At 65.0% G+C, this 25,095-nt stretch carries 23 protein-coding genes; 10 read left to right on the top strand and 13 right to left on the bottom strand.

Translation table 11 applies throughout. From position 1 onward, the window contains the following. The first annotated feature begins 76 nt into the window (after positions 1-76). Positions 77-2,446 carry a TonB-dependent receptor gene (locus XH87_RS28970; RefSeq protein ID WP_271589864.1) on the top strand — a complete coding sequence of 790 codons (2,370 nt, stop codon included), beginning with the start codon at positions 77-79 and terminating at the stop codon, positions 2,444-2,446. A 202-nt stretch (positions 2,447-2,648) separates the two neighbouring features. Here XH87_RS28970 and XH87_RS28965 read toward each other — a convergent pair whose 3' ends face one another. Both XH87_RS28965 and XH87_RS28960 read right to left on the bottom strand, forming a co-directional pair. After that, a complete protein-coding gene (locus XH87_RS28965; protein WP_271589863.1) occupies positions 2,649-3,167 on the bottom strand; it encodes a GNAT family N-acetyltransferase in 519 nt (172 codons plus the stop codon). A 239-nt stretch (positions 3,168-3,406) separates the two neighbouring features. Next, positions 3,407-3,898: an NUDIX domain-containing protein gene (locus XH87_RS28960; protein WP_035699928.1), complete on the bottom strand. Its 492-nt coding sequence runs from the start codon at positions 3,896-3,898 to the stop codon at positions 3,407-3,409. Positions 3,899-3,990: 92 nt separating this feature from the next. Here XH87_RS28960 and XH87_RS28955 point away from each other — a divergent pair, with 92 nt between their 5' ends. After that, positions 3,991-4,872, top strand: coding sequence for a metallophosphoesterase family protein (locus XH87_RS28955; protein WP_271589862.1), 882 nt, complete (start codon positions 3,991-3,993; stop codon positions 4,870-4,872). A gap of 119 nt (positions 4,873-4,991) precedes the next feature. On the opposite strand, the gene XH87_RS28950 is transcribed toward XH87_RS28955, so the two are convergent. From XH87_RS28950 to XH87_RS28940, 3 genes are all read right to left on the bottom strand, one after another. Beyond that, on the bottom strand, positions 4,992-5,546 hold the full coding sequence (locus XH87_RS28950; protein ID WP_271589861.1) for a hypothetical protein: 555 nt from the start codon (positions 5,544-5,546) through the stop codon (positions 4,992-4,994). A gap of 197 nt (positions 5,547-5,743) precedes the next feature. Next, positions 5,744-5,956, bottom strand: coding sequence for a DUF4170 domain-containing protein (locus XH87_RS28945; protein WP_027575539.1), 213 nt, complete (start codon positions 5,954-5,956; stop codon positions 5,744-5,746). Positions 5,957-5,988: 32 nt separating this feature from the next. After that, complete coding sequence (locus XH87_RS28940; RefSeq protein ID WP_271589860.1) at positions 5,989-7,623, bottom strand: isocitrate lyase; 1,635 nt, start codon at positions 7,621-7,623, stop codon at positions 5,989-5,991. Between the two features lie 231 nt (positions 7,624-7,854). On the opposite strand from XH87_RS28940, the gene XH87_RS28935 reads away from it, so the two are divergent. After that, entirely contained in the window at positions 7,855-9,300 is a 1,446-nt protein-coding gene (locus XH87_RS28935) for a helix-turn-helix domain-containing protein (RefSeq protein ID WP_035699936.1), read from the top strand. Between the two features lie 159 nt (positions 9,301-9,459). Here the strand turns inward: XH87_RS28935 and XH87_RS28930 are convergent, their stop codons facing one another. Continuing rightward, positions 9,460-9,753, bottom strand: a complete 294-nt coding sequence (locus XH87_RS28930) for an antibiotic biosynthesis monooxygenase (RefSeq protein WP_035699938.1) — start codon at positions 9,751-9,753, stop codon at positions 9,460-9,462. Positions 9,754-9,982: 229 nt separating this feature from the next. Here XH87_RS28930 and XH87_RS28925 point away from each other — a divergent pair, with 229 nt between their 5' ends. Both XH87_RS28925 and XH87_RS28920 read left to right on the top strand, forming a co-directional pair. Further along, positions 9,983-10,783 (top strand): hypothetical protein, encoded by an 801-nt coding sequence (locus XH87_RS28925; protein ID WP_035699941.1) that lies wholly within the window; start codon positions 9,983-9,985, stop codon positions 10,781-10,783. Between the two features lie 174 nt (positions 10,784-10,957). Further along, positions 10,958-11,302 (top strand): hypothetical protein, encoded by a 345-nt coding sequence (locus XH87_RS28920; RefSeq protein ID WP_271589859.1) that lies wholly within the window; start codon positions 10,958-10,960, stop codon positions 11,300-11,302. A 5-nt stretch (positions 11,303-11,307) separates the two neighbouring features. On the opposite strand, the gene XH87_RS28915 is transcribed toward XH87_RS28920, so the two are convergent. After that, positions 11,308-11,949 carry a tetratricopeptide repeat protein gene (locus tag XH87_RS28915; protein WP_271589858.1) on the bottom strand — a complete coding sequence of 214 codons (642 nt, stop codon included), beginning with the start codon at positions 11,947-11,949 and terminating at the stop codon, positions 11,308-11,310. A gap of 135 nt (positions 11,950-12,084) precedes the next feature. Beyond that, the gene (gene htpX / locus XH87_RS28910) at positions 12,085-13,044 is read right to left on the bottom strand and encodes a zinc metalloprotease HtpX (protein WP_035699943.1); all 960 of its coding nucleotides are present in this window, start codon (positions 13,042-13,044) and stop codon (positions 12,085-12,087) included. 279 nt (positions 13,045-13,323) lie between these two features. Here htpX and XH87_RS28905 point away from each other — a divergent pair, with 279 nt between their 5' ends. The 5 genes from XH87_RS28905 to XH87_RS28885 all read left to right on the top strand — a co-directional run bounded on the left by XH87_RS28905 (position 13,324) and on the right by XH87_RS28885 (position 19,922). After that, the gene (locus tag XH87_RS28905; RefSeq protein WP_271589857.1) at positions 13,324-14,670 is read left to right on the top strand and encodes an HlyD family secretion protein; all 1,347 of its coding nucleotides are present in this window, start codon (positions 13,324-13,326) and stop codon (positions 14,668-14,670) included. Further along, on the top strand, positions 14,667-16,607 hold the full coding sequence (locus XH87_RS28900) for a glycosyltransferase (RefSeq protein WP_271589856.1): 1,941 nt from the start codon (positions 14,667-14,669) through the stop codon (positions 16,605-16,607). The genes XH87_RS28905 and XH87_RS28900 overlap by 4 nt, the downstream gene beginning before the upstream one ends. Before the next feature lie 123 nt (positions 16,608-16,730). Further along, a complete protein-coding gene (locus XH87_RS28895) occupies positions 16,731-18,029 on the top strand; it encodes a lytic murein transglycosylase (RefSeq protein ID WP_271589855.1) in 1,299 nt (432 codons plus the stop codon). Positions 18,030-18,138: 109 nt separating this feature from the next. Next, a complete protein-coding gene (locus tag XH87_RS28890) occupies positions 18,139-18,642 on the top strand; it encodes a DUF1993 domain-containing protein (RefSeq protein ID WP_271589854.1) in 504 nt (167 codons plus the stop codon). A gap of 179 nt (positions 18,643-18,821) precedes the next feature. Then, on the top strand, positions 18,822-19,922 hold the full coding sequence (locus XH87_RS28885) for an alkene reductase (RefSeq protein ID WP_271589853.1): 1,101 nt from the start codon (positions 18,822-18,824) through the stop codon (positions 19,920-19,922). 92 nt (positions 19,923-20,014) lie between these two features. Here XH87_RS28885 and XH87_RS28880 read toward each other — a convergent pair whose 3' ends face one another. The 5 genes from XH87_RS28880 to XH87_RS28860 form a co-directional block, all read right to left on the bottom strand. Further along, on the bottom strand, positions 20,015-21,757 hold the full coding sequence (locus XH87_RS28880) for an ABC transporter substrate-binding protein (protein ID WP_271590908.1): 1,743 nt from the start codon (positions 21,755-21,757) through the stop codon (positions 20,015-20,017). A 130-nt stretch (positions 21,758-21,887) separates the two neighbouring features. Beyond that, entirely contained in the window at positions 21,888-22,217 is a 330-nt protein-coding gene (locus tag XH87_RS28875) for a DUF2160 domain-containing protein (protein ID WP_035699953.1), read from the bottom strand. 10 nt (positions 22,218-22,227) lie between these two features. Further along, a complete protein-coding gene (locus tag XH87_RS28870; protein ID WP_027575556.1) occupies positions 22,228-23,034 on the bottom strand; it encodes a carbohydrate ABC transporter permease in 807 nt (268 codons plus the stop codon). Further along, a complete protein-coding gene (locus XH87_RS28865) occupies positions 23,034-24,008 on the bottom strand; it encodes a carbohydrate ABC transporter permease (RefSeq protein WP_271589852.1) in 975 nt (324 codons plus the stop codon). The genes XH87_RS28870 and XH87_RS28865 overlap by 1 nt, the downstream gene beginning before the upstream one ends. After that, positions 24,008-25,093: an ABC transporter ATP-binding protein gene (locus tag XH87_RS28860; protein ID WP_271589851.1), complete on the bottom strand. Its 1,086-nt coding sequence runs from the start codon at positions 25,091-25,093 to the stop codon at positions 24,008-24,010. The genes XH87_RS28865 and XH87_RS28860 overlap by 1 nt, the downstream gene beginning before the upstream one ends. Between the last annotated feature and the right edge of the window lie 2 nt (positions 25,094-25,095).

The raw sequence follows: 25,095 nt of genomic DNA, 5'->3' as shown, positions 1-25,095 counted from the left end.
TCCGTCGCGCCGCGACGGCAGGCCGCCTCCGATCAGCAGACAATCATGCGGACGGCGCCTGACTGGAATCAGGACCATGTCATTTCAATCGCGACGCGCGCAGCGTCTTGGCGGAGCCAGCCTGCTCCTGCTAGGTGCCGCCGCCACGCCCGCTTTCGCTCAAGAGCCGGCGCAAGACAAATCGTCGACCGAGATCCCCGCCGTCACCGTGACGGCGCCGAGCCCCATCGTGCGCAGAGCAGTGGTGCCGTCGCGCAACGCGGGCCGCGGCACGCGGACCGCACGGGTGCGCAGCCGCCAACAGACGGCGGAAGCGGCGCCGGCAGCCCCAGTGCCTGCCGCACCTCAGCAGGGCGTGCTGCCAATCGTGACCAACCAGTTCGCCACCGTCACCGTGGTCCCGAACGAGGAGATCCGCCGCGAGGGCGGCGGCCAGCTCGGCGACCTCCTGTTCTCCAAGCCCGGCATCACCGGGTCGAGCTTCGCGCCGGGAGCATCCAGCCGACCGATCATCAGGGGTCTCGACGTCAATCGTGTCGGCATCCTCGAGAACGGCACCAATGCCGGCGGCGCCTCCGACCTCGGCGAGGATCATTTCGTCCCGATCGATACGCTCGCGACCAACCAGGTCGAAGTGATCCGCGGACCCGCCGCGCTTCGCTACGGCTCGACCTCGATCGGCGGCGTCGTCGCCGCCACCAACAACCGGATTCCGGATGCGTTGCCTGCTTGCGCGCCGTCGTTCCAGAGCTACGGGCTGCCGACGAAGGCGCCGCTCGCGACTGCCGGCACCTCGCCTTGCGTCACCGCCGAGACGCGTACCGCGTTCGACTCGGTCAACCGCGGCGTCGAAAGCGGCGTGCTGCTCGATACCGGCGGCGGCAATTTTGCGTTCCATGCCGATGCCTATGGTCGCACCACCTCGGACTATTACATCCCGAGCTATCCCTATCTGACCGACCAGTCGCGTCCCGTGAACGGCCGCCAGCCGAACTCGGCGACGCGGTCCGACGGTGCCTCGATCGGCGGCTCCTACTTCTTCCAGGGCGGCTATATCGGCGCATCGATCACGCAGAACGATTCGCTCTACCACATCCCCGGCATCGACGGCGCCGACCACAACACGCGGATCGACGGCCACCAGACCAAGATCAACGTCAAGGGCGAGTACCACCCCGACGCGGCCGCGATCGACGCGGTCCGCTTCTGGGCCGGCGCGACCGACTACCGGCACAACGAGCTCGGCCTTGCCGATCCCGCCGACCTCAACAGCGACGGCATCCGGCAGACTTTCACCAACAAGGAGCAGGAGATCCGCACCGAGGTGCAGCTGATGCCGTTCAACGCGCGGTTCGCCGAGGTGACGACGGCGCTGGGCTTCCAGGTCGGCCATCAGGAATTGACCGCGCCGAGTCCCGACAATCCCGGCACGCTGTTCAACGGCCTGTGGGACCCGAACAACAGCACGCGCGTTGCCGGTTACGCCTTCAACGAGTTCAAGTTCACGGAGGCCACGCGAGCGCAGATCGCCGGGCGCATCGAGCATGTCGAGCTGCACGGCACGACGCCTGATTTCCCGGCGGATTACCTGCCCGACGGCACGCCGCAGGCGCCGATCGCGCGCAATCCGTCCTTCACGCCGAAGAGCGGCAGCATCGGCCTGTTGCAGGACCTGCCGGGCGGCATGGTCGGCAGCATCACCGCGCAATATGTCGAGCGCGCGCCGAAGGCGGCCGAGCTGTTTTCCCGCGGCGGTCATGACGCGACGGCGACGTTCGACATCGGCAATCCCAATCTCACCATCGAGACCGCGAAGTCGGTCGAGCTCGGGGTACGCAGGGCGACGGGACCGTTCCGCTTCGAGGCCACCGTCTACTACACGCATTTCGACAATTTCATCTATCGCCGCCTCACCGGCGTGATGTGTGATGACGATTTCGCCTCGTGCGGCACGCCGGGCGCCGAGCTGAATCAGGCGGTCTATTCGCAACGCAATGCCAATTTCCGCGGCGGCGAATTCCAGTCGCAGCTCGATATCGGCGCATTCCAGGGCGGCATCTGGGGCATCGAGAACCAGCTCGATTTCGTCCGCGCCACCTTCTCCGACGGCACCAACGTGCCGCGGATTCCGCCGGTGCGACTGGGCGGCGGCGTGTTCTGGCGTGACGACAACTGGCTGATGCGGATCAACCTGTTGCACGCCTTCGCCCAGAACAACGTGGCCGTGATCGCGGAAACGCCGACGGCGGGTTACAATCTGCTGAAGGCCGAGGTCAGCTACAAGACCAAGCTCAAGCCGAATCCGTTCGGCGCGCGCGAGATGCTGGTCGGCCTCCTCGGCAACAACCTGCTCAACGAGAACATCCGCAACTCGGTGTCCTACACAAAGGACGAGGTCTTGATGCCCGGCATCGGCGTCCGGGCGTTCGCGAACTTCAAGTTCTAGTTTCGAGTTCTTGTTTCGAACCGGTCGGGGCCTGCGCGCCCCGACACGCACGGCCTCCACATCGTCATTGCGCGCGCAGCGAAGCAACCCACGCTGCCCCTGCGGAAAGATTCTGGATTGCTTCGCTGCGCTCGCAATGACGGAGTATGAGGTACAGCCACCGCTCTGCCAATTCAGGACGGGTAGCCCAGATAGAGGCGTCCTACCCTGCCCGCGCCTTGCTCCAGTCGGGACCGACGGCCCCCGACACGCCCTCGAAGGCGCCGTCGACGAGTTCGAACACCAGGATGCGGGCGGCATCGACAGGGCCCGGCATAGTGATGCGGCCCTTGGGGACCGGCTTGAAGCCGACGCGGCTGTAATATGGTTCGTCGCCGACCAGCAGCACGAGGCGGTGACCTTTCGCCTTCGCGTCCTTCAGCGCGCGCTCCATCAACAGACGGCCGACGCCGCGACCGCGGAACGGCGGCTCGACGGTGAGCGGCCCGAGCAGCAGCGCGGGCGTCTCACCGATCAGGATCGGCAACTGCCTGACCGAGCCGACCAGCAGCGTGCCGATGCGGGCGGTGAAGGACAGTTCGAGCACATGGTCGACGTGCTCGCGAATCCGGTAGGCACTCAGCACGAAGCGGCCGGGACCAAAGGTACGTTCGTGCAGCCGCTCGATCGCCTGAGCGTCGCCGGCGGCCTCGGGAAGGATGGTCAGTGAGAGGTCGGTCATGTCAATTCGCGGAGTAGCACTTGCGCATGCGAAGGTCCATGGGCGGTGGCCGTGGGCGGGCTTCGTCTCTCCCCAGCGGGAAGGGTGAACTGCATTGCCTCCGTGATCGAGATATTCCCTGCGTCGAGAAAGCCTCCACACCCGGCGCTTCGCGCCGACCTCGCAAGCGGGAGAGGTCGAGCGAGCCCGCGGCCCGATCGATTCAACCAAGATCCATCTCGCTTCAGCACAGGCCGCCCTCAGCGCCACGTCGCAATCAAGGGCCGGTCATCGAGCACCTCCGCGATCCGCAGCCGCGTGCCGGGCGTGGTGCCCTCCGGCAGCGCGGTGGCGTCGAAGAACCCGCATTCGACTATCTCGTGATTGGGCGCGGGCAGGCGGACCTGGCTGAACTGCCTGACCACATAGACCGCGACATGGTCGCGGCGGGAGACGTGGCTGTTGAGAAAGATGCCGTGCAGGACCGCCTCGCCGGTAAGATCGATATCGCCCTCCTCCTTGAGCTCACGCCGCAGCGCCTCTTCCATGGTCTCGCCGAAATCGACGCCGCCGCCCGGCAAGTACCAGCCGCTGACGTAGCTGTGCTTGACCAGGAACACCCTCCCGTCCGTATCCAGCACCACGGCGCGGACGCCGAGCGTCATGCCGCGGACAACGAGGAAATAGGCGTGCAAGAATCGCCGCAGCAGCGGCTCCGCTTTCCGTCGGACACGATTCAGTCGTTCTCCCATCAGGCTTCCTCGATGCCCCGTTTCACGCCCTGCTTGCGCGCTGTCTGCGACCTTGCCATTACAGGGGAGCAATAGCGAGGCAATCGCGCGCCATGGTCCCCTTCAAGCTCGCCCATCTGTCCGATCCGCATCTGCCGCCTCTGCCGAAGCCGCGGCTGATCGAGCTCGCGGGCAAGCGAGCGCTAGGCTACGTCAACTGGACGCGCAACCGCCACAAGTACCAGCGCCGCGAGATTCTCGACGCACTCGTCGCCGATATGAGGGCGCAGGCGCCCGACCACATCGCTGTGACGGGCGATCTCGTCAACCTGGCTCTGGAGGCGGAATTCGCGCCGGCCCTGCACTGGCTCGAGAGCGTCGGCCCGCCCGAACGCGTGACCGCGATTCCCGGCAACCACGACGCCTATGTCCGTGCCACCTCTCATCGTTTCGGCGAGACGTTTGCGCCCTATCTCGCCGGCGACGACGGCCGCATCGGCTTTCCGTCGGTGCGCCGGCGCGGGCCGCTCGCGCTGATCAGCCTGTCCACGGCGGTACCGACCCTGCCGCTGATGGCGACGGGCACGCTCGGACCCGATCAGCTCGCGTCGCTCGAAGGGGTCCTCGAACGGCTCGCGGCCGAGGACGTCTTCCGCGTGCTGCTGGTGCATCATCCGCTGAAATCCGACGCCCGCCACAAGCGGATGACCGATGCGCCCGCTCTGCTGGCCGTGCTCAAGCGCCACGGCGTCGAGCTGATCCTGCACGGACACGACCATATTCATTCGACGGTGTGGTTCGAGGGCCCCAACGGCAACATTCCCGCGCTCGGCGTGCCCTCGGCCTCAGCGCTCGCGCACGGACGCTACCCGGCGGCGGCGTATAATCTGTTCACCATCGAGAAGGACAATTCCGGCTGGCGCTGCGAGCAGACGGTGCGGAGCCTGGGAGCTGGATTTCAAATCGGGCAGATCAAGCATGCGAGGCTGATTTGAGAGCGGCGTCATTCCGGAGCGCGCGAAGCGCGAGCCCGGAATCCATCGGTCGGCAATGTGCGGCGATGAAGGGATTCCGGGTTCATGCTTCGCATGGCCCGGAACGACGAAGCAACTGATCACCAGCTCCGCAAGGCCGCCAGCACGGCGACGCCGAACAAGGCGGCCGCACCGAGGATGAAGCCGAACACGAACGGCCAGACGCGCGAGCGGCGCGGCGGCTCGGTTGTGGCTGGCTGCGGCACGGGCGGGACCACCATCGCGCGCTCGCGCTCGATCATGCGGCGCGCGACATAGTCGGTGACGGCCTCGACGATCACGGCGGTGTCGTGCGATTCGGCGAGCACGATGCGGCCGAAGCGGGTGTCCTGGACGAAGCGGTACATCCGCTTGTCGCGCCCCATCACGATGTGAGCGACGACGTCGATCCAGAGTCTCGGCGTATCGCCCTGGCTGATGCCGCGGTCGAACAGGTCGATCTGATCAGGCACCTGCGCGAACAGCGGATCGAGCGCGTCGTTGAGGATCTCGAGCCGCGCGACCTCGGCGTCCCTGAGATCGACGACGACGCCGGTCCGGTCGGCGGCCTCGATCCGCGCGCGCAGCAGTGCATCGCGCAGCCGCACCGGGCGCGGCTGGCCGGGATGGGTCCCGCTGGTCTCGGGCTCTGACATTGTCGGCCTCGTCCTCGACTTTCCGTCATTAACCTATCAGCAACCACATCCTCCGCAAAGCCCCACAATTCCAGATACTTACAGCGCCCCACAGCCTTTCCACCTGTGCCAAAAACAGACGATCCCACCCAGGCTAGGGCCTGGATGGGACCATCCGTCCTTGGACGTCTTCTTAGGTGAGCTCGGCTGCCGCCCGATCAGGCTGCCGGGGCGCGCTGCGGCTCTTCCACGATCGAGAAGCGGACGCCGGCCTTGTGGCGGCTCTCTTCCGACACCTCGCGCCAGCAGTCCTCGGCTTCCTTGCGGGACTTGAACGGACCTTTGACCTGGGCCGAGCCTTCCACGAGCTTGTGGAAGTTCATCGAACCGAACTCGCCGCCGATCACCCAGAAATTGCTGCCTTTGGTCATTGTCAGTCTCCTTTCGAGAGTAGCGTGGTTCGTTAGCCGAACTGGTTCATCGTGTTGTGGGCGCCGCCAGCCTTCAGGGCCGCCTCGCCGGCGAAGTACTCCTTGTGGTCGTCACCGATGTCGGAGCCGGCCATGTTCTGGTGCTTCACGCAGGCGATGCCCTGACGAATCTCGGCGCGCTGGACATTCTTCACGTAGCCGAGCATGCCCTGCTCGCCGAAATACTCCCGCGCCAGATTGTCGGTCGAGAGCGCCGCCGTGTGGTAGGTCGGCAACGTGATCAGGTGGTGGAAGATGCCGGCGCGCTTGGCCGAATCCGCCTGGAAAGTGCGGATGCGTTCGTCGGCCTCCTTCGCCAGCGGCGTGTCGTCGTATTCCGCCTTCATCAGCTCGGCACGGTTGTACTTGCTGACGTCCTGGCCGGCCTCCTTCATCGCGTCGTAGACCTGCCAACGGAAGTTGAGGGTCCAGTTGAACGACGGCGAGTTGTTGTAGGCGAGCTTGGCGTTCGGCACCACCTTGCGGATGCGGTCGACCATCTTCGCGATCTGCTCGATATGCGGCTTCTCGGTCTCGATCCAGAGCAGGTCGGCGCCGTTCTGCAGCGAGGTGATGCAGTCCAGCACGCAGCGGTCTTCGCCGGTGCCCGGGCGGAACTGGTAGAGGTTCGAGGGCAGCCGCTTCGGGCGCATCATCTTGCCGTTGCGGTTGATGATGACGTCGCCGTTCCTGGCGTTCTCCGGCGTCACCTCCTCGCAATCGAGGAAGCTGTTGTACTGGTCGCCGATGTCGCCGGGCTTGTGGCTGACGGCGATCTGCTGCGTCAAGCCGGCGCCGAGCGAGTCGGTGCGGGTCACGACGATGCCGTCTTCGACGCCGAGCTCGAGGAAGGCGTGGCGGCAGGCGCGGATCTTGGCGAGGAAGACGTCGTGCGGCACGGTGACCTTGCCGTCCTGGTGACCGCACTGCTTCTCGTCCGAGACCTGGTTCTCGATCTGCAGCGCGCAGGCGCCCGCCTCGATCATCTTCTTGGCGAGCAGATAGGTCGCCTCCGCGTTGCCGAAACCGGCGTCGATGTCGGCGATGACGGGCACGACATGGGTCTGGAAGTTGTCGATCTTCTCGATCAGCTCCTTCTCGCGGGTCTTATCGCCTTCCTTGCGGGCCTTGTCGAGCAGGCGGAAGATGTCGTTGAGCTCACGGGAGTCCGCCTGACGCAGGAAGGTGTAGAGCTCCTCGATCAGCGCCGGCACCGAGGTCTTCTCGTGCATCGACTGGTCGGGCAGCGGACCGAACTCGGAGCGCAGCGCCGCGATCATCCAGCCCGAGAGGTACAGATAGGTGCGATCGGTCTTGCCGCCGAAGTGCTTCTTGACCGAGATCAGCTTCTGCTGGGCGATGAAGCCGTGCCAGCAGCCGAGCGACTGGGTGTACTTGGTCGGGTCCTTGTCATAGGCCGCCATGTCGGCCCGCATCAGGGCCGCCGTGTAACGGGCAACGTCGAGGCCGGTCTTGAAGCGGTTCTGCAGGCGCATGCGGGCGACGGCCTCGGCCGACACGCCGTTCCAGGTCGGCTGAGTCTCGAGGAGCGCCTGGGCCGCCTTGACCTCGTCCTGATACGAGGACGGGCCCTGGAGGGTGCTGATGCCGCGGGGCTGGTAATTCATGTGCCTGATCCTTTCGCTGACGATGGCGATGGCTAGCCATCGACATTCTTGACACTGCATTGCGAGATGCGTGTCAGGAGCTAAACGCCAAAACAGAAACTTCGTATAGGTGGCTTGTATTTTATTGGTGATGTCATGTAACATCAGAACATGTATTAGATGTTATTTTGTAAAGTTTGTAAAAATATAGGTCAGCAAGACTGTCCTTGATGCAGGTGGAGATCTCAAGCCATGGCCGCCGAGTCCGGCAAGAAACTGTTCGTCGGCCCGCGCTTCCGCCGGATCCGGCAGCAATTGGGGCTGTCTCAGACCCAGATCGCCGAGGGGCTCGGTATCTCGCCGAGCTATGTCAACCTGATCGAGCGCAACCAGCGCCCGGTGACGGCGCAGATCCTGCTGCGCCTGGCCGAGACCTATGACCTCGATCTGCGCGACCTCGCCACCGCCGACGAGGACCGCTTCTTCGCCGAGCTCAACGAGATCTTCTCCGATCCCCTGTTCCGTCAGATAGACGTTCCCAAGCAGGAGCTGCGCGACCTCGCCGAGCTCTGCCCCGGCGTCACCCACGCGCTGCAGCGGCTCTACGCCGCCTATACCGAGGCGCGCCAAGGCGAGACGCTGGCCGCCGCACAAATGGCCGACCGCGACGTCGGCACGCGTTATGAGGCCAATCCGGTCGAGCGCGTGCGAGAGCTGATCGAGGCTAATCGCAACTATTTCCCGGAGCTTGAGCAGGCTGCGGAAAATCTGCGCGACGAACTGAACGTGCCGGCCGAGGGGCTTTACGCGGCGCTCGCGGCGCGCTTGCGCGAAAAGCATTCGATCCAGACCCGCATCATGCCTGTCGATGTGATGCGCGAGACGCTGCGGCGCTTCGACCGCCATCGCCGCCAGCTCTTGATCTCCGAGCTGGTCGACCCGCCCGGCCGCGCCTTCCAGCTTGCCTTCCAGCTCGGCCTCGGCGAATGCGCGCAAGCCCTGGAGACCATCATCGGCCGCGCCGGCCCGCTCGACGACGCGCCGCGCCGGCTGTTCCGCATCACGCTCGGCAATTACTTCGCAGCCGCTGTCATGATGCCCTATCCTGCGTTCCTGGCGGCAGCGGAAGCGCTCAATTACGACATCCACGTGCTGGCGCAGCGCTTCAATTCCGGCTTCGAGCAGGTTTGCCACCGCCTCACCACTCTGCAGCGGCCGAACGCGCGCGGCATCCCGTTCTTCCTCCTGCGTGTCGACAACGCCGGCAACGTCTCCAAGCGCTTCTCCTCCGGCACCTTCCCGTTCTCGAAATTCGGCGGCACGTGCCCGTTGTGGAACGTGCACTCGACCTTCGACACGCCGGATCGTCTGTTGAAGCAGGTGATCGAGCTGCCTGACGGCACGCGCTACTTCTCGATCGCGCAGATGGTGCGCCGCCCGGTCGCGCCGCACCCGCTGCCGCAGCCGCGCTTCGCCATCGGCCTCGGCTGCGAGATCCGTCACGCCGCGCGCCTGACTTATGCCGCCGGCATGGACCTGGAGAAGACCGAGGGCACGCCGATCGGCGTCAACTGCCGCCTCTGCGAGCGCGAAAACTGCGCCCAGCGCGCCGAGCCCCCGATCACGCGCACGCTGATCCTGGATGAGACGACGAGAAGGGTGAGTTCGTTCGCGTTCTCGAATGCACGGGAGTTGTGAGGGTATTCAGCTCTCGTGTCCCGGACGCGCTGCGGCGCTCTTGCGCTGCTGCGCAGAGCCGGGACCCAGCGAGCCACGCACGCCGCACCATGGGCCCCGGCTCTGCAGCGCACCGCCGAAGAGGCGCTGCGCTGCGTCCGGGGCACGAGATCGCCGCACCTACGCCAGCGTATGCACGATCACCGGCCCCGCGGCGGCACTCGCATGCCCTGCCAGCAGCGGGCCCAAATCCTTCTCGATCCAGGCGATGGCGCGCTTGTTCGCCTCCTCGGCCTGCTCGAACTTGTCGAAGATCGAGATCGCCGTGACCGTGTCGTCGCCGGCATAGACGACGTAGTAGGCGCGAAAACCGTCGACGTTGCTGATGATCGGAACGGCGCCGTCCTTGATACGGCGCGCCAGCTCCTCCGCGCTCCCGCTTTTCGCCTTGGCCTGACGGATGGCGGCATACATGGCATCCTCCCTTCCGGCTGTCTGGACTTTGGGCCTGTTACCCGGAGCGAATGATACGCCGAAGCGCACCGCCAATCCACGCTTGGTTAACCCGATCCTAATCCGCCTCCGCGATCTGCAACCAGGGATTAAGCACGCCTCAACATCGCTGCCCTAGTCTTGCCCCACTCACTTTTCGCAAACAACGGCGGCCTATTCTGCCGGGCGAAGTGACATCAGGGGGTTTATCATGCGCATTGCGTTGCTGCTGACCGCAACCATCGTCGGCGCGCTCTTCGCCAATCCATCTCATGCCGGGTCGCTCGACGCCGAGGCAGCGCAGTCGCTGCCGCCGGGCTTCCAGAGCTACCGCGGCTACATGTTCGACCTGTCGGAGAACTCCGACCGCAAGGACGTCGACAAGCTCACCGACAACGTAAAGCAGCAGATCGACGCCGTCGAAGCGGCCGGCCTGTCGCCGCGTGTGCTGCGCTTCTTCCGCACCGTGCCGATCATCGCGAGCGAGCTCGCCTGCCTCGACGAAGGCGCCGCAACCGCCTGCTACGGCCGCGTCGCTCCCAACGTCGAGCGCCGCGTGCCGCGGACGCTGACGGTGTGGGACCACGACAAGCAGCGCTGGACCAATCCGAACGCCGTCGACCTCGCGGTCGATTCGGGGCTCGGCGTGATCATGCTGCGGCCGGACATGATGCGCTACGAAAAGGAGGCGGTGCTGCTGCACGAGCTGCTCCACGCCTATCACGCGCGGCTGCTGCCGGACGGCTACGCCAACAAGGGCGTGATCGCCTACTACGCCCTGGCCAAGTCCAAGGACATGCTGCCCAAGGAATCCTACGCGATGAAGAATCCCATGGAATTCTTTGCCGTGACCGCGAGCATCTTCCTGGCCGGAAAAAGCGAATTCCACGATCCGAAGTCGCGCGAGGCGCTCAAGGAGAAGATGCCGGACTATTACAAATACCTGGTCGGCGTGTTCGGCTTCGATCCCGAGCCGACGGCCTCGAACGGCCCGGTGGCCTCGCTGAAGTGAGGCAGACATAGCATCTTCTCAATCCAGCCAGCCGGAGAGCCGCGCAAATTGCGCGGCTTTTTTGTATCGCGAGCCGGAAGCTGCGGATGACGCGCCGGCGGGAATTGCCAAGGCGGGGCCCGATCTGCATAGTCCCGCCGCATCGACACCGTTTTTCGAAGAGGATGAGAGAACATGGCGGACGCCGACCTGGATGTCGTGATCCGGCAACTGGCCAGACAGCTGCATACGGGCCTGATGACCCGCGCCAAGGAGCGGCGGGATCGCTTCAACGGCCTTGCGACCAAGGCCAAGGGCAGGGAGACCGGCGAACGCTTCAAGATGATGGCCAAGGCCACCATGGAGCAGGCCACCGCCGCCGCCAAGCGTCTCCAGATGTCGGCCGACAACGTCGCCGACAGCTACGCGCGATCGATGCGTCTGGCCGCCAGCACGCCGGTAGCCGTGGAAAAGAAGGCCAAGGAAAAGCCGGAGAAGAAGGCCAAGGCGAAGAAGGCGAAGGCCAAGAAGGCAAAATAACCCACTTACCGCCGCGGCGCGGCGACCCGGGTCAGCTCGGCGCCGGCGAGCTCGTCGAGCCTGGCGCGCGCTGCCTCTCGCGCGGCGCCGTTCTTGCCGGCGGGCAGCGCCAGCGCCGCCTCGAAATCGGCGCGGGCATCGTCGGCCTGGCCGTGGGCGAGGAATGCGAGGCCACGATCGAGGCGGGCCTGCGCATCGGAGGGTTCGAGGCGGACCGCCGTATTGTAGCTCAGGATGGCGCGATCGAGATCGCCCATGGCGGCGAGCGCAAGGCCGCGCTGGTGATAGGGTGCGGCAAGCTTGGGATCATGCGCGATCGCCTCGTCATAGTCCGCAATGGCACGCTCCAGATCGCCGTTCTTTCGGTGCGCCAGCGCCCGGTCGCGATAGAACGAGGCGCGGTTGGGATTGAGATGGATGGCCTCGTCGAAATCGGCGATCGCCCGTCTGAAGTCGCCGTGACGCAGCGCGATCCGTCCGCGCCCCTCATAGGCGAAGGCGATCAGCGAGCCGCGGAGCGGCGAGAAGCCGATCACGGCCGAGCAGATGTCGGGATCGTCCCCGTCGCCGCAATAGACGACCATGTGCGTGGACAGGCCGAAGAGCACGCAAAGAACGATCAGCAAGGGTACGGCAGCTCTGGTCATCTTCGACGGTGACCGGCAGCGGGCCGGCCACGCATCCCCTTTCGAAGGATTGCTCACGTCGAGGTGTTACCACCGGTCGGGACGACCCTGTGTGCGCCAGGTCACAAGGACGGACGCAAATCCTCACCGGTTCCTCTAGCCCCAAGGACCACGCGAAGGACCACGCGAAGGACCACGTGACGAGGAGCGGCCCCAAGGGCCGCGCGGCGGGTAGTTCTCGTTGGCGCCAACCGAGGGCGCCGCCTGCCTGCCGAACTCGGAGGCGAGCTGCTGAAGGGCGGCGACGCGGTTCTGCGTCGAGGGATGGGTGGCGAACAGATTGTCCACGCCATGGCCCGAGAGCGGATTGATGATGAACATGTGCGCGGTCGCGGGGTTTCGCTCGGCCTCGTAGTTCGGCACCTGGTGCGCGGCACCCTCGATCTTCACCAGCGCGGAGGCCAGCCACATCGGCTGTCCCGCAATGCGCGCACCGAGATTGTCCGCAGCATATTCACGGGTGCGGCTGATCGCCATCTGCACCAGCATGGCGCCGAGCGGGGCGAGGATCATCATCAGGATCGAGCCGACGATGCCGAGACCATTGTTGTTGTCGCGATTGCCGCCGAAGAACATGCCGAACTGAGCCAGCATCGAGATCGCGCCGGCGATGGTCGCGGTGATCGTCATCAGAAGCGTGTCGTGATTCTTGATATGGGCGAGCTCATGCGCGATCACGCCGGCGAGCTCCTCGCGGCTGAGCTGGCGCATCAGGCCGGTGGTGACGGCGACTGCGGCATTCTCCGGGTTTCGTCCGGTCGCGAACGCGTTGGGCTGCGGCTCATCCATCAGGAACACCCGCGGCATCGGCAGGCCCGCACGGCCCGCGAGTTCGGCGACGAGCCCGACCAGTTCCGGCGCGCTGGCGCGGTCGACCTCATGGGCGCCGTACATCGAGAGCACCATGCGGTCGGAGTTCCAGTAGGTAAAAAGATTCGTCGCGGCGGCAATGACGAGCGCGATCATGGCGCCGGAAGCACCACCGATCAGATAGCCCACGCCCATGAACAGGGCGGTGAGGCCTGCGAGCAGAATTGCGGTACGAAGATAGTTCATGGCCGTCTCCTGAGGCGGCCGCGGGCAAACCTCCGGCCGCCGTTCCCGAAGTATGAATGCTGTTGGATCCCGCAAGGTTCATGCGGCGCCCGGCCGCAGATCGATGGCGCGCCAGCCTTGCTCGCGCCGCTAAATCTTGACCGGGATTTGCTCAAAAACACGCGCCGATGCTTAGCAATCTGGAAAGCGCAATCTCCCTTAAGTCGTGGTAACCCGGCACACCCGGGGGTTGTTGCGCATTGACCAGTTCCGTCGACACCCGTCAGCAAGGTGACCGTCATGATGGACCGCTCGCACGCCGCTTCCGTCGATCCCGCATCCGCTCCCTCCCCTCAGGATACCAGGGCTGACGCGAAGGGATTGCAGGAGGCGCTGTACGAGCAGATGTTCGCCAATGACGAGCCTGGCCACGCCGTCGATGCGCAGACCGCGCCGGACACGCAGCGGCGCTGGCCACGGCTGCGGCGCGGCGCGAAGATCGCGATCGGGCTTGCCATCATCGCGATTTTCGGCTGGCTGCCTCTGCGCGCGATGTGGGAGAATTCGAGTGTCGAGGCGGTGCTCAATTCGCGGCTCGTCACCTTACGAAGCCCGATTGGCGGCCGTGTGGCAGCCGCGCAGCGGCTGACCGATCAGGCGAGGTTGGACGCAGGCACCGTGGTCTTGCGCGTGGTCAATTCGCGCAGCGATCGCACCCGGCTCGACGATCTCCGCCGGCAGAAATCGCGCCTGGAGAACGAGCGGCCGAGCTTGGCGACGAAGCTCGCCGCGGCCCAGGCGGCGCAGAAGGACCTGGCGCGGCAGGCCGCGCAATTCCGTGACGGGCGCGTGCTCCAGCTGGAGGCCCGTATTGCGGAAATCCAAACCTCGATCGAAGCGGCGGTGGCGCGACGGGAGGAGGCCGGCGCCGCCGTCGAGCGCGCTTCCTCGCTGGCAAAATCCGGCAACGTCTCGAGCGTCGAACTCACGCGGCTCACACGCGAGCTCTCGGTGTCGCAGCAAACCGAACTCGGCGCGCGCAAGCGGCTGGACGCGGCGAAGGTCGAGCTCGCCGCGGCACGGAACGGCTCGTTCCTCGGCGACAGCTACAACGATCGGCCCAGCTCGGTGCAGCGCGAGGAGGAGATGCGCCAGCGCGCCGGCGACCTCGAGGCCGACCTCGCACGCACCGATACCGAGATCGCCTGGCTCGCCAACGAGATCAAAGTCGAAGAGATCCGATTTGCGGATCTGTCGGAAGCCAACATCACGACACCCGTTGCAGGGCGGGTCTGGGAGATGATGACGTCGCCCGGCGAGGACGTGCAGGCCGGCCAGCCTCTGCTCAAGGTGCTCGATTGCAGCGGCGCCGTCATCACGGCCAACGTCACCGAGAGCGTCTACAACCGCCTGCAACTCGGCGATCTCGCGACGTTCGAGCCGAACGACGGCGGCGAGCTGATCTCCGGCACTGTGGTCAATCTGACCGGCGCCGCCGGCGCGCCCGCCAATCTCGCCATCAATCCGGATGCGCTGAGCAAGGAGCCTTACCGCGTGACCGTGGCATTGCGCGATGCCGCGGCCCGCGCCTGCACGGTAGGGCGCACCGGTCGCGTCGTGTTTGCACGGCACGAGACCGCACCGTGACGACGGCGCTGACGCCCGGCCTGATTGCGCTCGGCGCCTTCATGGCGATCGTGCCGCTGCTCCGGCGCGACAGCACGATGGCGCGCTCGTTCCTGGCCATCGTGTCGGTGGCCTTGCTGCTACGCTATCTGCATTGGCGCGTTACCTCGACGCTCCCCCCGCCGCATCTGACCGCCGATGCCGCAATCGGCTATCCCTTCATGCTGCTGGAAGCAGCCTCGCTCGTCGCGATCGCGTTGTCGCTGCTGTTCCTGAGCCGGACGCGCGACCGGACCAAGGCAGCGAGGCTCGACGGCCGCGCCACCGACCCGCGCGCGCCGCTGATCGACGTCTTCATCTGCACCTACAACGAGGAGCGATCGATCCTCGAGCGCACGATCATCGGCGCTACCGGCTTGGACTACGGCAACTATCGCGTCTGGGTGCTCGACGACGGAAGGCGGCCCTGGCTGCGGCGACTCGCCGGCGAGCTCGGTTGCCATTATCTGATGCGGCCCGACAACCGGCACGCCAAGGCCGGCAACATCAATCACGCACTCCGCCATGTCGGCGCGTCGACCGAGCGGCCGGACTTCGTCGCCATCCTCGATGCGGACTTCGTGCCCCGGCCCGACTTCCTTGCGCGAACAGTCTCGCTAATGGACGACGCCTCGGTCGGCGTGGTGCAGACGCCGCAGCACTTCATCAATCCCGAGCCGATCCAGACGAACCTTGCAGCAACGGACGTCTGGCCGGACGAGCAGCGCTTCTTCTTCGACATCCTGCTGCCGGCCAAGGACGCCTGGGGCGTCGCGTTCTGCTGCGGCACCTCATCCCTCATTCGCTATTCCGGGCTGATGCAGATCGACGGGTTTCCGACCGATTCGGTCACGGAAGACTATCTCCTTACGCTGCGCCTGAAGGAACACGGCCTCACCACCATCTATCTCAACGAGCGGTTGACGATCGGGCTCGCCCCGGAGGGGCTGAAGGAATACATCACCCAGCGGGCCCGCTGGTGCCTCGGCTTCATGCAGATCATCCGCGGCCGCAGCGGACCCCTCTCGCGAGAGTCGAAGCTTTCCTTCATTGACCGGCTCTCGCTGGTCGATGCCTTCATGAGCTGGTCCGCGGTCTACGCGTCGAAGACGGCGGGCCTGATAGTGCCGTGGCTGTTCCTGCTGTTCGGCATCAAGGCAGTGCAGGCGGACCTGACCGAGCTGTTGCGGTTCTTCCTGCCGTTCTACGTCTGGCATGGTCTCATCATGGCCTGGCTATCCCACGGCCGCTCGCTCGCGATGATGACGGACGTCTCGCAGCTCATCGCCGCGCCCGCGGTGCTGAAGGCGGCGGCTGCCGGCCTGCTGAAGCCGAAAGGACACAAATTCAAGGTCACCGCGAAAGGCGGCGACCGCGACAACAGGTTCGTCGAATGGCCGCTGCTGCGGATCTACGGAAGCGCGCTCCTCATCACGCTCGTTTCCATCGCCTATGCCTTCATCCTGCATTTGCGCGGCGAGAACATCGCCTATGGCGGGCTGGCGCTGGCCTGGAGCCTGTACAACGCGTTCATCCTCACCGTGGTCTGCTTCGTCTGCATCGAGCAGCCGCGTCGGCGCAAGGCGGAGCGCTTCGAGCGCAACGTGCCCGTGCTGCTGTGCCAGGACGGTAAGTCGCATCTGGCGCGGCTCGCCGACATCTCGATCACCGGTGCGCGCCTGATCGATCCCGATCCCCCGCTCCCCGGAAGCACCATCGAGTGCCGGATCTATGGCCGCGCGATCGCGGCCATCGTGGTGCGGCGAACCGCGGATGGATTTGCGGTGCGATTCGCGGAAGGCATGGACACGCGCGTGCATGCGATCAGGGCGTTCTATGCCGGCGAATATGTCCGTGCCTACCGCGGCGTCAGGGCGCTGCCGGTTGGGAAAGCCCTGCTGATGCGGCTGTTCGGCTAACCTGGGGCCACGCCCAGCGACTCGCATTCCGTGAACCGCCATGGCATGGAAAGGATGGCCTGAGACCGTCACTTCACTTAAGATTTGGGCGAATCCACGCCTGCCCTGCCCGCCGGAACCCCTATGCTCCAGATCCGATTTGCGATCGCGGCCGCCGCGCTCCTCGCATGCTCCAGCGCCTCCGCCCAGCTTCAGCCGCCGCCTGCCAAGCCCGCGGCCCCCAAGGCGACGGCGCCCTCGCCGCGCGCCGCGTCGTGCCACAACGGCGCGAGCTTCGATCGCTTCCTGGCCGGCGTGAAGAGCCAAGCGGTCGCGGCCGGCGTATCGCAGCGGACGATCGCGGAGGCGTCGCCGTATCTCGTCTACGACCAGGGCATCGTCAACCGCGACCGCGGCCAGCGCGTGTTCGGCCAGCTCTTCACCGAATTCGCCGGCCGCATGGCCGCGCCCTATCGCATGCAGAACGGCCAGCAGCACATCAAGCGATACGCCGCCGCATTCGCGCGCGCGGAGAAGGAATATGGCGTGCCGCCGGCGGTGATCGCCGCATTCTGGGGCCTGGAGAGCGATTTCGGCGCCAACATGGGCAATCTGCCGACACTGAAATCGCTGGTGTCGCTGGCCTATGACTGCCGCCGCTCCGAGATGTTCGTGAACGAGACCATCGCCGCGCTGAAGATCATCGACCGCGGCGATCTGCATCCCGACGAGATGATCGGCTCCTGGGCCGGCGAACTCGGGCAGACCCAGTTCCTGCCCGTGCATTACGTCAACTACGCCGTCGACTATGACGGCGACGGACGGCGCGACCTGTTGCGCTCGCCAGCCGACGTGATCGGCTCGACCGCGAACTACATCGCCAACGGATTGAAGTGGCGGCGCGGCGAGCCGTGGCTGGAGGAGATCAAGGTTCCGCCGAACCTGCCGTGGGAGAAGACCGATCTCGCCGTGCGCGAGCCGCGCTCGACATGGGCGCAGCTGGGGGTCACCTATCCCGACGGCCGTTCCCTCCCGAACGACAATCTCGCGGCGTCCGTGCTGCTGCCGATGGGACGCTTTGGTCCCGCCTTCCTGGCCTATCCGAATTTCGCCGCCTACACCGAGTGGAACAACTCGCTGATCTATTCGACCACCGCAGGCTATCTCGCCACCCGCATCGCGGGCGCGGCGCCGATGCGCAAGCCGGCTGCACCCGTCGCGCAATTGCCGTTCCACGAGCTCAAGGAATTGCAGCAGCTCCTGGTGCGTGCCGGCTTCAATGTCGGCAAGGTCGACGGTGTGCTCGGCCAGCAGAGCCGCACTGCGGTGAAGGCGATGCAGATCAAATACGGCCTGCCGGCCGATTCCTGGCCAACGCCCGAACTGCTCGCTCGCATGCGCGGCGGCACGGCGCAGGCGCAGCCGGCGGGGACGATCCAGTAGAATTTTCGCATCGCACAAGCCGCTTCCCGCGATTGTATTTTTCCATGAGGCTCCCATGTGAGTGGCTCAGGTTTTCTCCTGAAATTTTCCATTCACAAGCGAGCATCACATGTCCTTCCACGACGCCGTCGTCCCCGCCTATCTGCAAATGCTGAACAGCCTCACCGGCCTGCTCGCCAAGGCCGAGGCGCATTGCGCGGCGAAGAAGATCGATCCGAGCGTCCTGCTCGGCTCGCGCCTGTTCCCGGACATGCTGCCGCTGTCCAGGCAGATCCAGCTGGTCAGCGATTTCGCCGCCAAGGGCTGTGCCCGGCTGACCCATAGCGACGTGCCGTCGACGCCCGACACGGAGACCAGCTTCGCGGAATTGAAGCAGCGGCTGGCGAAGACGATCGACTACGTGAAGTCGTTCAAGCCCGAGCAGTTCGAAGGCGCCGATGCCAGGGACGTCACCTTCCCGGCCGGCCCCGACAAATCCATCACCATGAAGGGCCAGCAATTCCTGAGCTCGTTCTCGCTGCCGAACTTCTACTTCCACGCCGCCATCGCCCACGGCATTTTGCGTCACAACGGCGTCGAGATCGGCAAACGCGATTTCATGGGCGCAAACTGATTGCGAAATCGCACGACCGCGACGGTCGTAATCCACTGCCGCGGCTAAAATTGCGCAAGAATTATGCTACGCGGCCCTTGCCGCGTAGCTCGCCTGCACTTTCCGTATGGCTCATCCCTTGCGCCCGATGTCGCGATGCACAAGTGTTCGGGACCTCTCACCGCCTGGAAGCATTTCCCATGAGCCGTTCGACGAAATTGTTCGAGACCTACAAGCTCGGCCCCATCACGCTGGCCAACCGCCTGGTGATGGCGCCGCTGACGCGTAACCGTGCCGTGCCCGGCACTTTTGTGCCGAGCCCGCTTGCGGCCGATTATTACGGTCAGCGGGCCTCCGCAGGGCTCCTGGTCACCGAAGCGAGCCAGATCTCGCAGCAGGGTCAAGGCTATCAGGACACCCCCGGCATCTACAGCAAGGATCAGGTCGCCGGCTGGCGCAAGGTCACCGACCGCGTCCACGAGCGCGGCGGCAAGATCTTCATCCAGCTCTGGCATGTCGGCCGCATCTCGCATGTCGATCTCCAGGCAAATGGCGCGGCCCCGGTGGCGCCGAGCGCGATCCGCGCCAAGGGCAAGACTTTTGTGAATGGCACCTTCGCCGACGTGTCCGAGCCGCGCGCGCTCGAACTCTCCGAAATCCCTGGCATCATCGACGACTTCAAGCGTGCGACGAAGAACGCGCTCGAGGCCGGCTTCGACGGCGTCGAGATTCACGGCGCCAACGGCTATCTGCTCGACCAGTTCGCCAGGGACGGCGCCAACAAGCGCACCGATGCCTATGGCGGCTCCATCGAGAACCGCGCCAGGCTGATGCTGGAAGTCGCCAAGGCCGTCGCCACTGAGGCCGGCAGCGATCGCACCGGCATCCGCATTTCGCCGGTGACGCCGGCCAATGACCTCTCCGACAGCAACCCGCAACCGTTGTTCGATCACATCGTCGATGGTCTCAGTGCACTCAAGCTGGTCTATCTCCACGTCGTCGAGGGCGCTACCGGCGGCCCACGCGATATTGCGCCGTTCGACTACGCGTCCTTGCGCAAGCGTTTCGCCGGCGCCTACGTCGCCAACAACGGGTACGATTTCGATCTCGCCACCAAGGTGCTGGACGCGAACGCGGCCGACCTCATCGCCTTCGGCAAGCCGTTCATCTCAAACCCCGATCTGGTCGAACGGCTGAAGCAGGGCGCGGCGCTGAACGACTGGGACAAGAACACCTTCTACGGGGGTAGCGCGAAGGGGTATACGGATTACCCGACGCTGGCGGCCGAGCCGGCGGAGTGATGTCTTCTCCCTCTCCCCGCTTGCGGGGGAGGCGAAGAAAGAAAAAGGCCGGGATCGCTCCCGGCCTTTCGTTTTATGACGCTACGTGTCGTTCACTTCGCTTCCGCGCGCTTCGGGGGAGTCGCCGGCCACGACTTGATCAGCGTGTCATAGTCGACGGTCTCGCCCTTCGGCTTCTCGTTCGCGAGCTTGCGCTGGGGCGCGATGGTGCCGTCCTTCTCGGCCTTCGCGAACCAGTACTCCGGCTTCTCCTTCTTGTGGAGCTTTGGACCGCAGGCGCCCTGCACGCCGGACTTCTCCAGGCGCTCCATCACCGAGTCCTGGGCGGCCGCAAGGGCATCCATCGCGGCCTGCGGCGTCTTCGCACCGGACGACGCATCGCCGATGTTCTGCCACCACAGCTGCGCGAGCTTCGGATAGTCGGGCACGTTGTTGCCGGTCGGGGTCCACTGCACGCGGGCGGGCGAGCGGTAGAACTCGATCAGGCCGCCGAGCTTCGGCGCACGCTCGGTGAACGACTTGTCCCAGATGTCGGATTCACGGATGAAGGTGAGGCCGACATGGCTCTTCTTCAAGCTCACCGACTTGGAGACGATGAACTGGAGATAGAGCCAGGCTGCCTTGCGGCGATCCGGCGGCGTCGACTTCAGCAAGGTCGCTGAGCCGGCGTCCTGATAGCCGAGCTTCATGCCTTCCTTCCAGTAGGCGCCGTGCGGCGACGGAGCCATACGCCATTTCGGCGTACCGTCCGCGTTCATCACGGCGATGCCCGGCTTCACCATGTCGGCGGTGAAGGCGGTGTACCAGAAGATCTGCTGGGCGATGTTGCCCTGCGCCGGCACCGGGCCTGCTTCGGAGAAGGTCATGCCCTGCGCTTGAGGCGGCGCGTACTTCTTCAGCCAGTCGAGGTACTTGGTGATCGAGTAGACCGCGGCCGGACCGTTGGTGTCGCCGCCGCGCTCGATCGAGGAGCCGACCGGACGGCAGCCTTCCATGCGGATGCCCCATTCGTCGACCGGCAGACCGTTGGGAATACCCTTGTCACCGTTGCCGGCCATCGACAGCCAGGCGTCGGTGAAGCGCCAACCGAGCGACGGGTCCTTCTTGCCATAGTCCATATGGCCGTAGACTTTGACGCCGTTGATCTCCTTGATGTCGTTGGTGAAGAACTCGGCGATGTCCTCGTAGGCGGACCAGTTCACGGGCACGCCGAGCTCGTAGCCATACTTCGCCTTGAACTTGGCCTTGTAGTCGGGGTTGGTGAACCAGTCGTAGCGGAACCAATAGAGGTTGGCGAACTGCTGGTCAGGCAGCTGATAAAGCTTGCCGTCCGGCGCGGTCGTGAACGACTTGCCAATGAAGTCGTTGACGTCGAGCATGGGGTCGGTGACGTCCTTGCCCTCGCCGGTCATATAGTCCGAGAGAACGACGGTCTGACCGTAACGGAAGTGCGTGCCGATCAGGTCGCTATCGTTGATCCAGCCGTCATAGACGTTCTTGCCGGACTGCATCTGGGTCTGCAGCTTCTCGACGACGTCACCTTCCTGGATGAGGTCGTGCTTGAGCTTGATGCCGGTAATCTCGGAGAACGCCTTGGCCAGCGTCTGCGATTCATATTCGTGAGTGGTGATGGTTTCGGAGACGACGTTGATCTCCATACCCTTGAAGGGCTCGGCCGCCTTGGCGAACCACTCCAGCTCCTTCTTCTGATCTTCCTTCGACAGCGTCGAGGGCTGGAATTCCGCGATCCACTTCTGGATCACGGCGTCGTCGGCGGCGCGCACCGGCGCCGAGACGGCGATCGATACTGCGACGATCGCAGCGGCGCTGGACATGGTCAGAAAACTGCTCTTGGTCAATGGACCTTTCCTTCTCCTAAACTGTCGCATGTTGTTCCTCCGTTGCAGCGACAAACTTTTATACAGGCCCGGGTTGGCCCCGGATCTGGCCGTCCCTTCGCGGGCTTCAGACCGTGCGGAAAATGAGCGCGGCCGTGACCAGCGAAATTCCACTTGCGAGCCACAGGCTCGGAATCTCAAAACCCTCCTCGCCGATCGGCAGCGTGGCGATGGGGTCGGTGCCGACGAGACCGATCCACGCGAGGTGGATGACGGCGGCCGCGATCAGCGAGATGAACAGGCGATCACCGCGCGTGGTCGGGATGCGCAGCACGCCCACCCGCTCGGCTTCGGGATAGACCGCCGCGAGCCATGTCATCACCGCAAGCGTGCAGGCGAGCGCGGCGAAGAAGATCGCGGTCGGCAGCGTCCAGGCCATCCACGCGATAGATCCCATAATTGCCTCCTTACACGCGGCCGAGCGCGAAACCGCGCGCGATGTAGTTGCGGACGAACCAGATCACCAGCGCGCCCGGAATGATGGTGAGCACCCCGGCCGCCGCCAGCAGGCCCCAGTCCATGCCGGCGGCCGATACCGTGCGCGTCATGATCGCGGCGATCGGCTTGGCCGACACCGAGGTCAGCGTGCGCGCGAGCAGGAGCTCGACCCAGGAGAACATGAAGCAGAAGAAGGCGGCTACGCCTATGCCGCTCGCGATCAGCGGCACCAGGATCTTGATGAAGAAGCGCGGGAAGGAATAGCCGTCGAGGAAGGCGGTCTCGTCGATCTCGCGCGGCACGCCGGAGACGAAGCCTTCGAGGATCCAGACCGCCAGCGGCACGTTGAAGATGCAGTGCGCGAGCGCGACGGCCCATGGCGTGTCGAACAGCCCGATTGCCGAATAGAGGTTGAAGAACGGCAGAGCGTAGACCGCTGCCGGCGCCATCCGGTTCGACAAGAGCCAGAAGAACAGGTGCTTGTCGCCGAGGAAGCGGTAGCGCGAGAACGCGTAGGCCGCCGGCAGCGCCACCGAGATCGAGATGATGGTGTTGAGGACGACGTATTCCAGGGAATTGATGTAGCCGGAATACCAGCTCTCGTCGGTGAAGATGCGTTTGTAGTGCTGTAGCGTCGGGGTGTGCGGCCACAGCGTCATCGTCGAGACGATCTCGCTGTTGGTCTTGAAGCTCATGTTGACGAGCCAGTAGATCGGCAGCAGCAGGAAGACCAGGAACAGCCCCATGATGAGGCGGCGGCCGGGGATCGAATGCATCAGGCCACTCCTTCCTTCGGCTTGAGCGCGGGCACGGGCTTGAGCCCGGGCGAAGGCTTCGGCTCCACCGCCGGCCCGCTCTCCGCCTGGACTTTGCGTTCGACGCCGGCATTGGTCATGACGGTGTAGAAGACCCAGCAAACGATCAGGATGATGAGGTTGTAGACCAGCGACAGCGCGGCGGCCTTGCCGAGATCGAACTGGCCGAGCGCGATCTTGACGAGCTCGATCGACACAAAGGTCGTGGAGTTGCCGGGTCCGCCGCCGGTGACGACGAACGGCTCGGTGTAGATCATGAAACTGTCCATGAAGCGCAGCAGCACGGCGATGAGCAGCACACGGTTCATCTTCGGCAGCTGGATCGCCTTGAACACGGCCCAGCGCGAGGCGCCATCGATCTGGGCGGCCTGATAATAAGCCTCGGGAATCGACTTCAGGCCGGCGTAGCAGAGCAGTGCAACGAGGCTGGTCCAGTGCCAGACGTCCATCACGATGACCGTGACCCAGGCGTCGAAGTCATTGGAGACGTAATTGTAGTCGAAGCCCATTGCGTTGAGGACATAGCCGAGCAGGCCGATGTCCGGGCGGCCGAAGATCTGCCAGATCGTGCCGACCACGTTCCACGGAATCAGCAGCGGCAGCGCGAGAATCACGAGGCAGGCCGCGACCGTCCAGCCCTCGCGCGGCATCGACAGCGCGACGACGATGCCGAGCGGCACCTCGATGGCGAGGATCACCAGCGAGAAGAACAGATTGCGGCCGAGCGAGGCGAGGAAGCGGCCGCCGAGATCGGTCGAGGGATCGAGCAACTCCTTGAACCAGCCGACGCCGTTCCAGAAGAACTGGTTGTTGCCGAACGTGTCCTGCATCGAATAGTTCACCACCGTCATCAGCGGCAGCACCGCCGAGAAGGCGACGACCAGGAACACCGGCAGCACCAGGAACCAGGCTTTCTGGTTGACGGTCTTGTCCATCAGGCGGCTCCCTCCACCAGAAGGCTGTCAGCATAGACGTGAACGTGCGACGGATCGAATTTCAGCCCGGCGGTGCCGTCCGGACTGGTGAAGCCGCCAGGGGCGCGCGCCGCGAGCTTGGCGTCGCCGACTCGCACGCGCGCGAAGCGGATGCGGCCGAGATCGTCGATGCGTTCAATCTTCGCGGTGAGCAGGCCGGGCGCGGGTGCGACGACCTCGACGAATTCGGGACGGACGCCGATCTCGATCCTGGCGCCTGCGGGCAGACTGTCGTACGCGCGGTTGAGCGCGAAGACGTGGCCACCGACCTTGGCCTCGCGTCCCCGCACCTCCGCCGGCAGGATGTTCATGCCCGGTGAGCCGATGAAATAGCCGACGAAGGTGTGCGCCGGCTTGTCGAATAACTCGGCCGGCGTGCCGCTCTGCACGACGCGGCCGTCATGCATGACGACCACGGTATCGGCGAAAGTCAGCGCCTCGGTCTGGTCGTGCGTGACATAGATCATCGTGAGATCGAGCTCGCGATGCAGCGCCTTCAGCTTGGAGCGGAGCTGCCATTTCAGCTCGGGGTCGATGACCGTGAGCGGCTCGTCGAACAGCACGGCGGCGACGTCGGAGCGGACCAGGCCGCGGCCGAGCGAGATCTTCTGCTTGGCATCCGCCGTGAGACGGGTCGCCTTACGATTGAGATAGGGCTCGAGATCGAGCAGGCGGCCGATCTCGGCGACACGCCGGTCGATTTCGGCCTTCGGGACGCCGCGGTTCTTCAACGGAAACGCCAGGTTCTGCCCGACCGTCATCGTGTCGTAGATCACCGGAAACTGGAACACCTGGGCGATGTTGCGCTTCTGGGTTGACAGCGGTGTGATGTCCTTGCCGTCGAACAGGATCTTCCCGCGCGACGGCGTGATGATGCCGGAGATGACGTTGAGCAGCGTGGTCTTGCCGCAGCCGGACGGTCCGAGCAGCGCATAGGCGCCGCCCTGCCGCCAGGTCATGGTGACGGGCTTGAGCGCAAAGCTCTCCTGTGGCGCATCATTGCCGCCGTAGGAGTGCGCGAGATCGACGAGGTCAATGCGGGCCATGG

It is taken from the genome of Bradyrhizobium sp. CCBAU 53415, assembly GCF_028128735.1.
Lineage (GTDB): Bacteria > Pseudomonadota > Alphaproteobacteria > Rhizobiales > Xanthobacteraceae > Bradyrhizobium.
Note: the sequence above shows the minus strand (reverse complement) of the source record. Positions and strands in the feature narration are given on the sequence as shown.

Bases quoted from the DNA above. Each gene is read 5' to 3' on its own strand.
- XH87_RS28970 (WP_271589864.1), top strand. From the start codon at position 77: ATGTCATTTCAATCGCGACGCGCGCAGCGTCTTGGCGGAGCCAGCCTG.
- XH87_RS28965 (WP_271589863.1), bottom strand. From the start codon at position 3,167: ATGACCGACCTCTCACTGACCATCCTTCCCGAGGCCGCCGGCGACGCT.
- XH87_RS28960 (WP_035699928.1), bottom strand. From the start codon at position 3,898: ATGGGAGAACGACTGAATCGTGTCCGACGGAAAGCGGAGCCGCTGCTG.
- XH87_RS28955 (WP_271589862.1), top strand. From the start codon at position 3,991: ATGGTCCCCTTCAAGCTCGCCCATCTGTCCGATCCGCATCTGCCGCCT.
- XH87_RS28950 (WP_271589861.1), bottom strand. From the start codon at position 5,546: ATGTCAGAGCCCGAGACCAGCGGGACCCATCCCGGCCAGCCGCGCCCG.
- XH87_RS28945 (WP_027575539.1), bottom strand. From the start codon at position 5,956: ATGACCAAAGGCAGCAATTTCTGGGTGATCGGCGGCGAGTTCGGTTCG.
- XH87_RS28940 (WP_271589860.1), bottom strand. From the start codon at position 7,623: ATGAATTACCAGCCCCGCGGCATCAGCACCCTCCAGGGCCCGTCCTCG.
- XH87_RS28935 (WP_035699936.1), top strand. From the start codon at position 7,855: ATGGCCGCCGAGTCCGGCAAGAAACTGTTCGTCGGCCCGCGCTTCCGC.
- XH87_RS28930 (WP_035699938.1), bottom strand. From the start codon at position 9,753: ATGTATGCCGCCATCCGTCAGGCCAAGGCGAAAAGCGGGAGCGCGGAG.
- XH87_RS28925 (WP_035699941.1), top strand. From the start codon at position 9,983: ATGCGCATTGCGTTGCTGCTGACCGCAACCATCGTCGGCGCGCTCTTC.
- XH87_RS28920 (WP_271589859.1), top strand. From the start codon at position 10,958: ATGGCGGACGCCGACCTGGATGTCGTGATCCGGCAACTGGCCAGACAG.
- XH87_RS28915 (WP_271589858.1), bottom strand. From the start codon at position 11,949: ATGACCAGAGCTGCCGTACCCTTGCTGATCGTTCTTTGCGTGCTCTTC.
- htpX (WP_035699943.1), bottom strand. From the start codon at position 13,044: ATGAACTATCTTCGTACCGCAATTCTGCTCGCAGGCCTCACCGCCCTG.
- XH87_RS28905 (WP_271589857.1), top strand. From the start codon at position 13,324: ATGATGGACCGCTCGCACGCCGCTTCCGTCGATCCCGCATCCGCTCCC.
- XH87_RS28895 (WP_271589855.1), top strand. From the start codon at position 16,731: ATGCTCCAGATCCGATTTGCGATCGCGGCCGCCGCGCTCCTCGCATGC.
- XH87_RS28890 (WP_271589854.1), top strand. From the start codon at position 18,139: ATGTCCTTCCACGACGCCGTCGTCCCCGCCTATCTGCAAATGCTGAAC.
- XH87_RS28885 (WP_271589853.1), top strand. From the start codon at position 18,822: ATGAGCCGTTCGACGAAATTGTTCGAGACCTACAAGCTCGGCCCCATC.
- XH87_RS28880 (WP_271590908.1), bottom strand. From the start codon at position 21,757: ATGTCCAGCGCCGCTGCGATCGTCGCAGTATCGATCGCCGTCTCGGCG.
- XH87_RS28875 (WP_035699953.1), bottom strand. From the start codon at position 22,217: ATGGGATCTATCGCGTGGATGGCCTGGACGCTGCCGACCGCGATCTTC.
- XH87_RS28870 (WP_027575556.1), bottom strand. From the start codon at position 23,034: ATGCATTCGATCCCCGGCCGCCGCCTCATCATGGGGCTGTTCCTGGTC.
- XH87_RS28865 (WP_271589852.1), bottom strand. From the start codon at position 24,008: ATGGACAAGACCGTCAACCAGAAAGCCTGGTTCCTGGTGCTGCCGGTG.
- XH87_RS28860 (WP_271589851.1), bottom strand. From the start codon at position 25,093: ATGGCCCGCATTGACCTCGTCGATCTCGCGCACTCCTACGGCGGCAAT.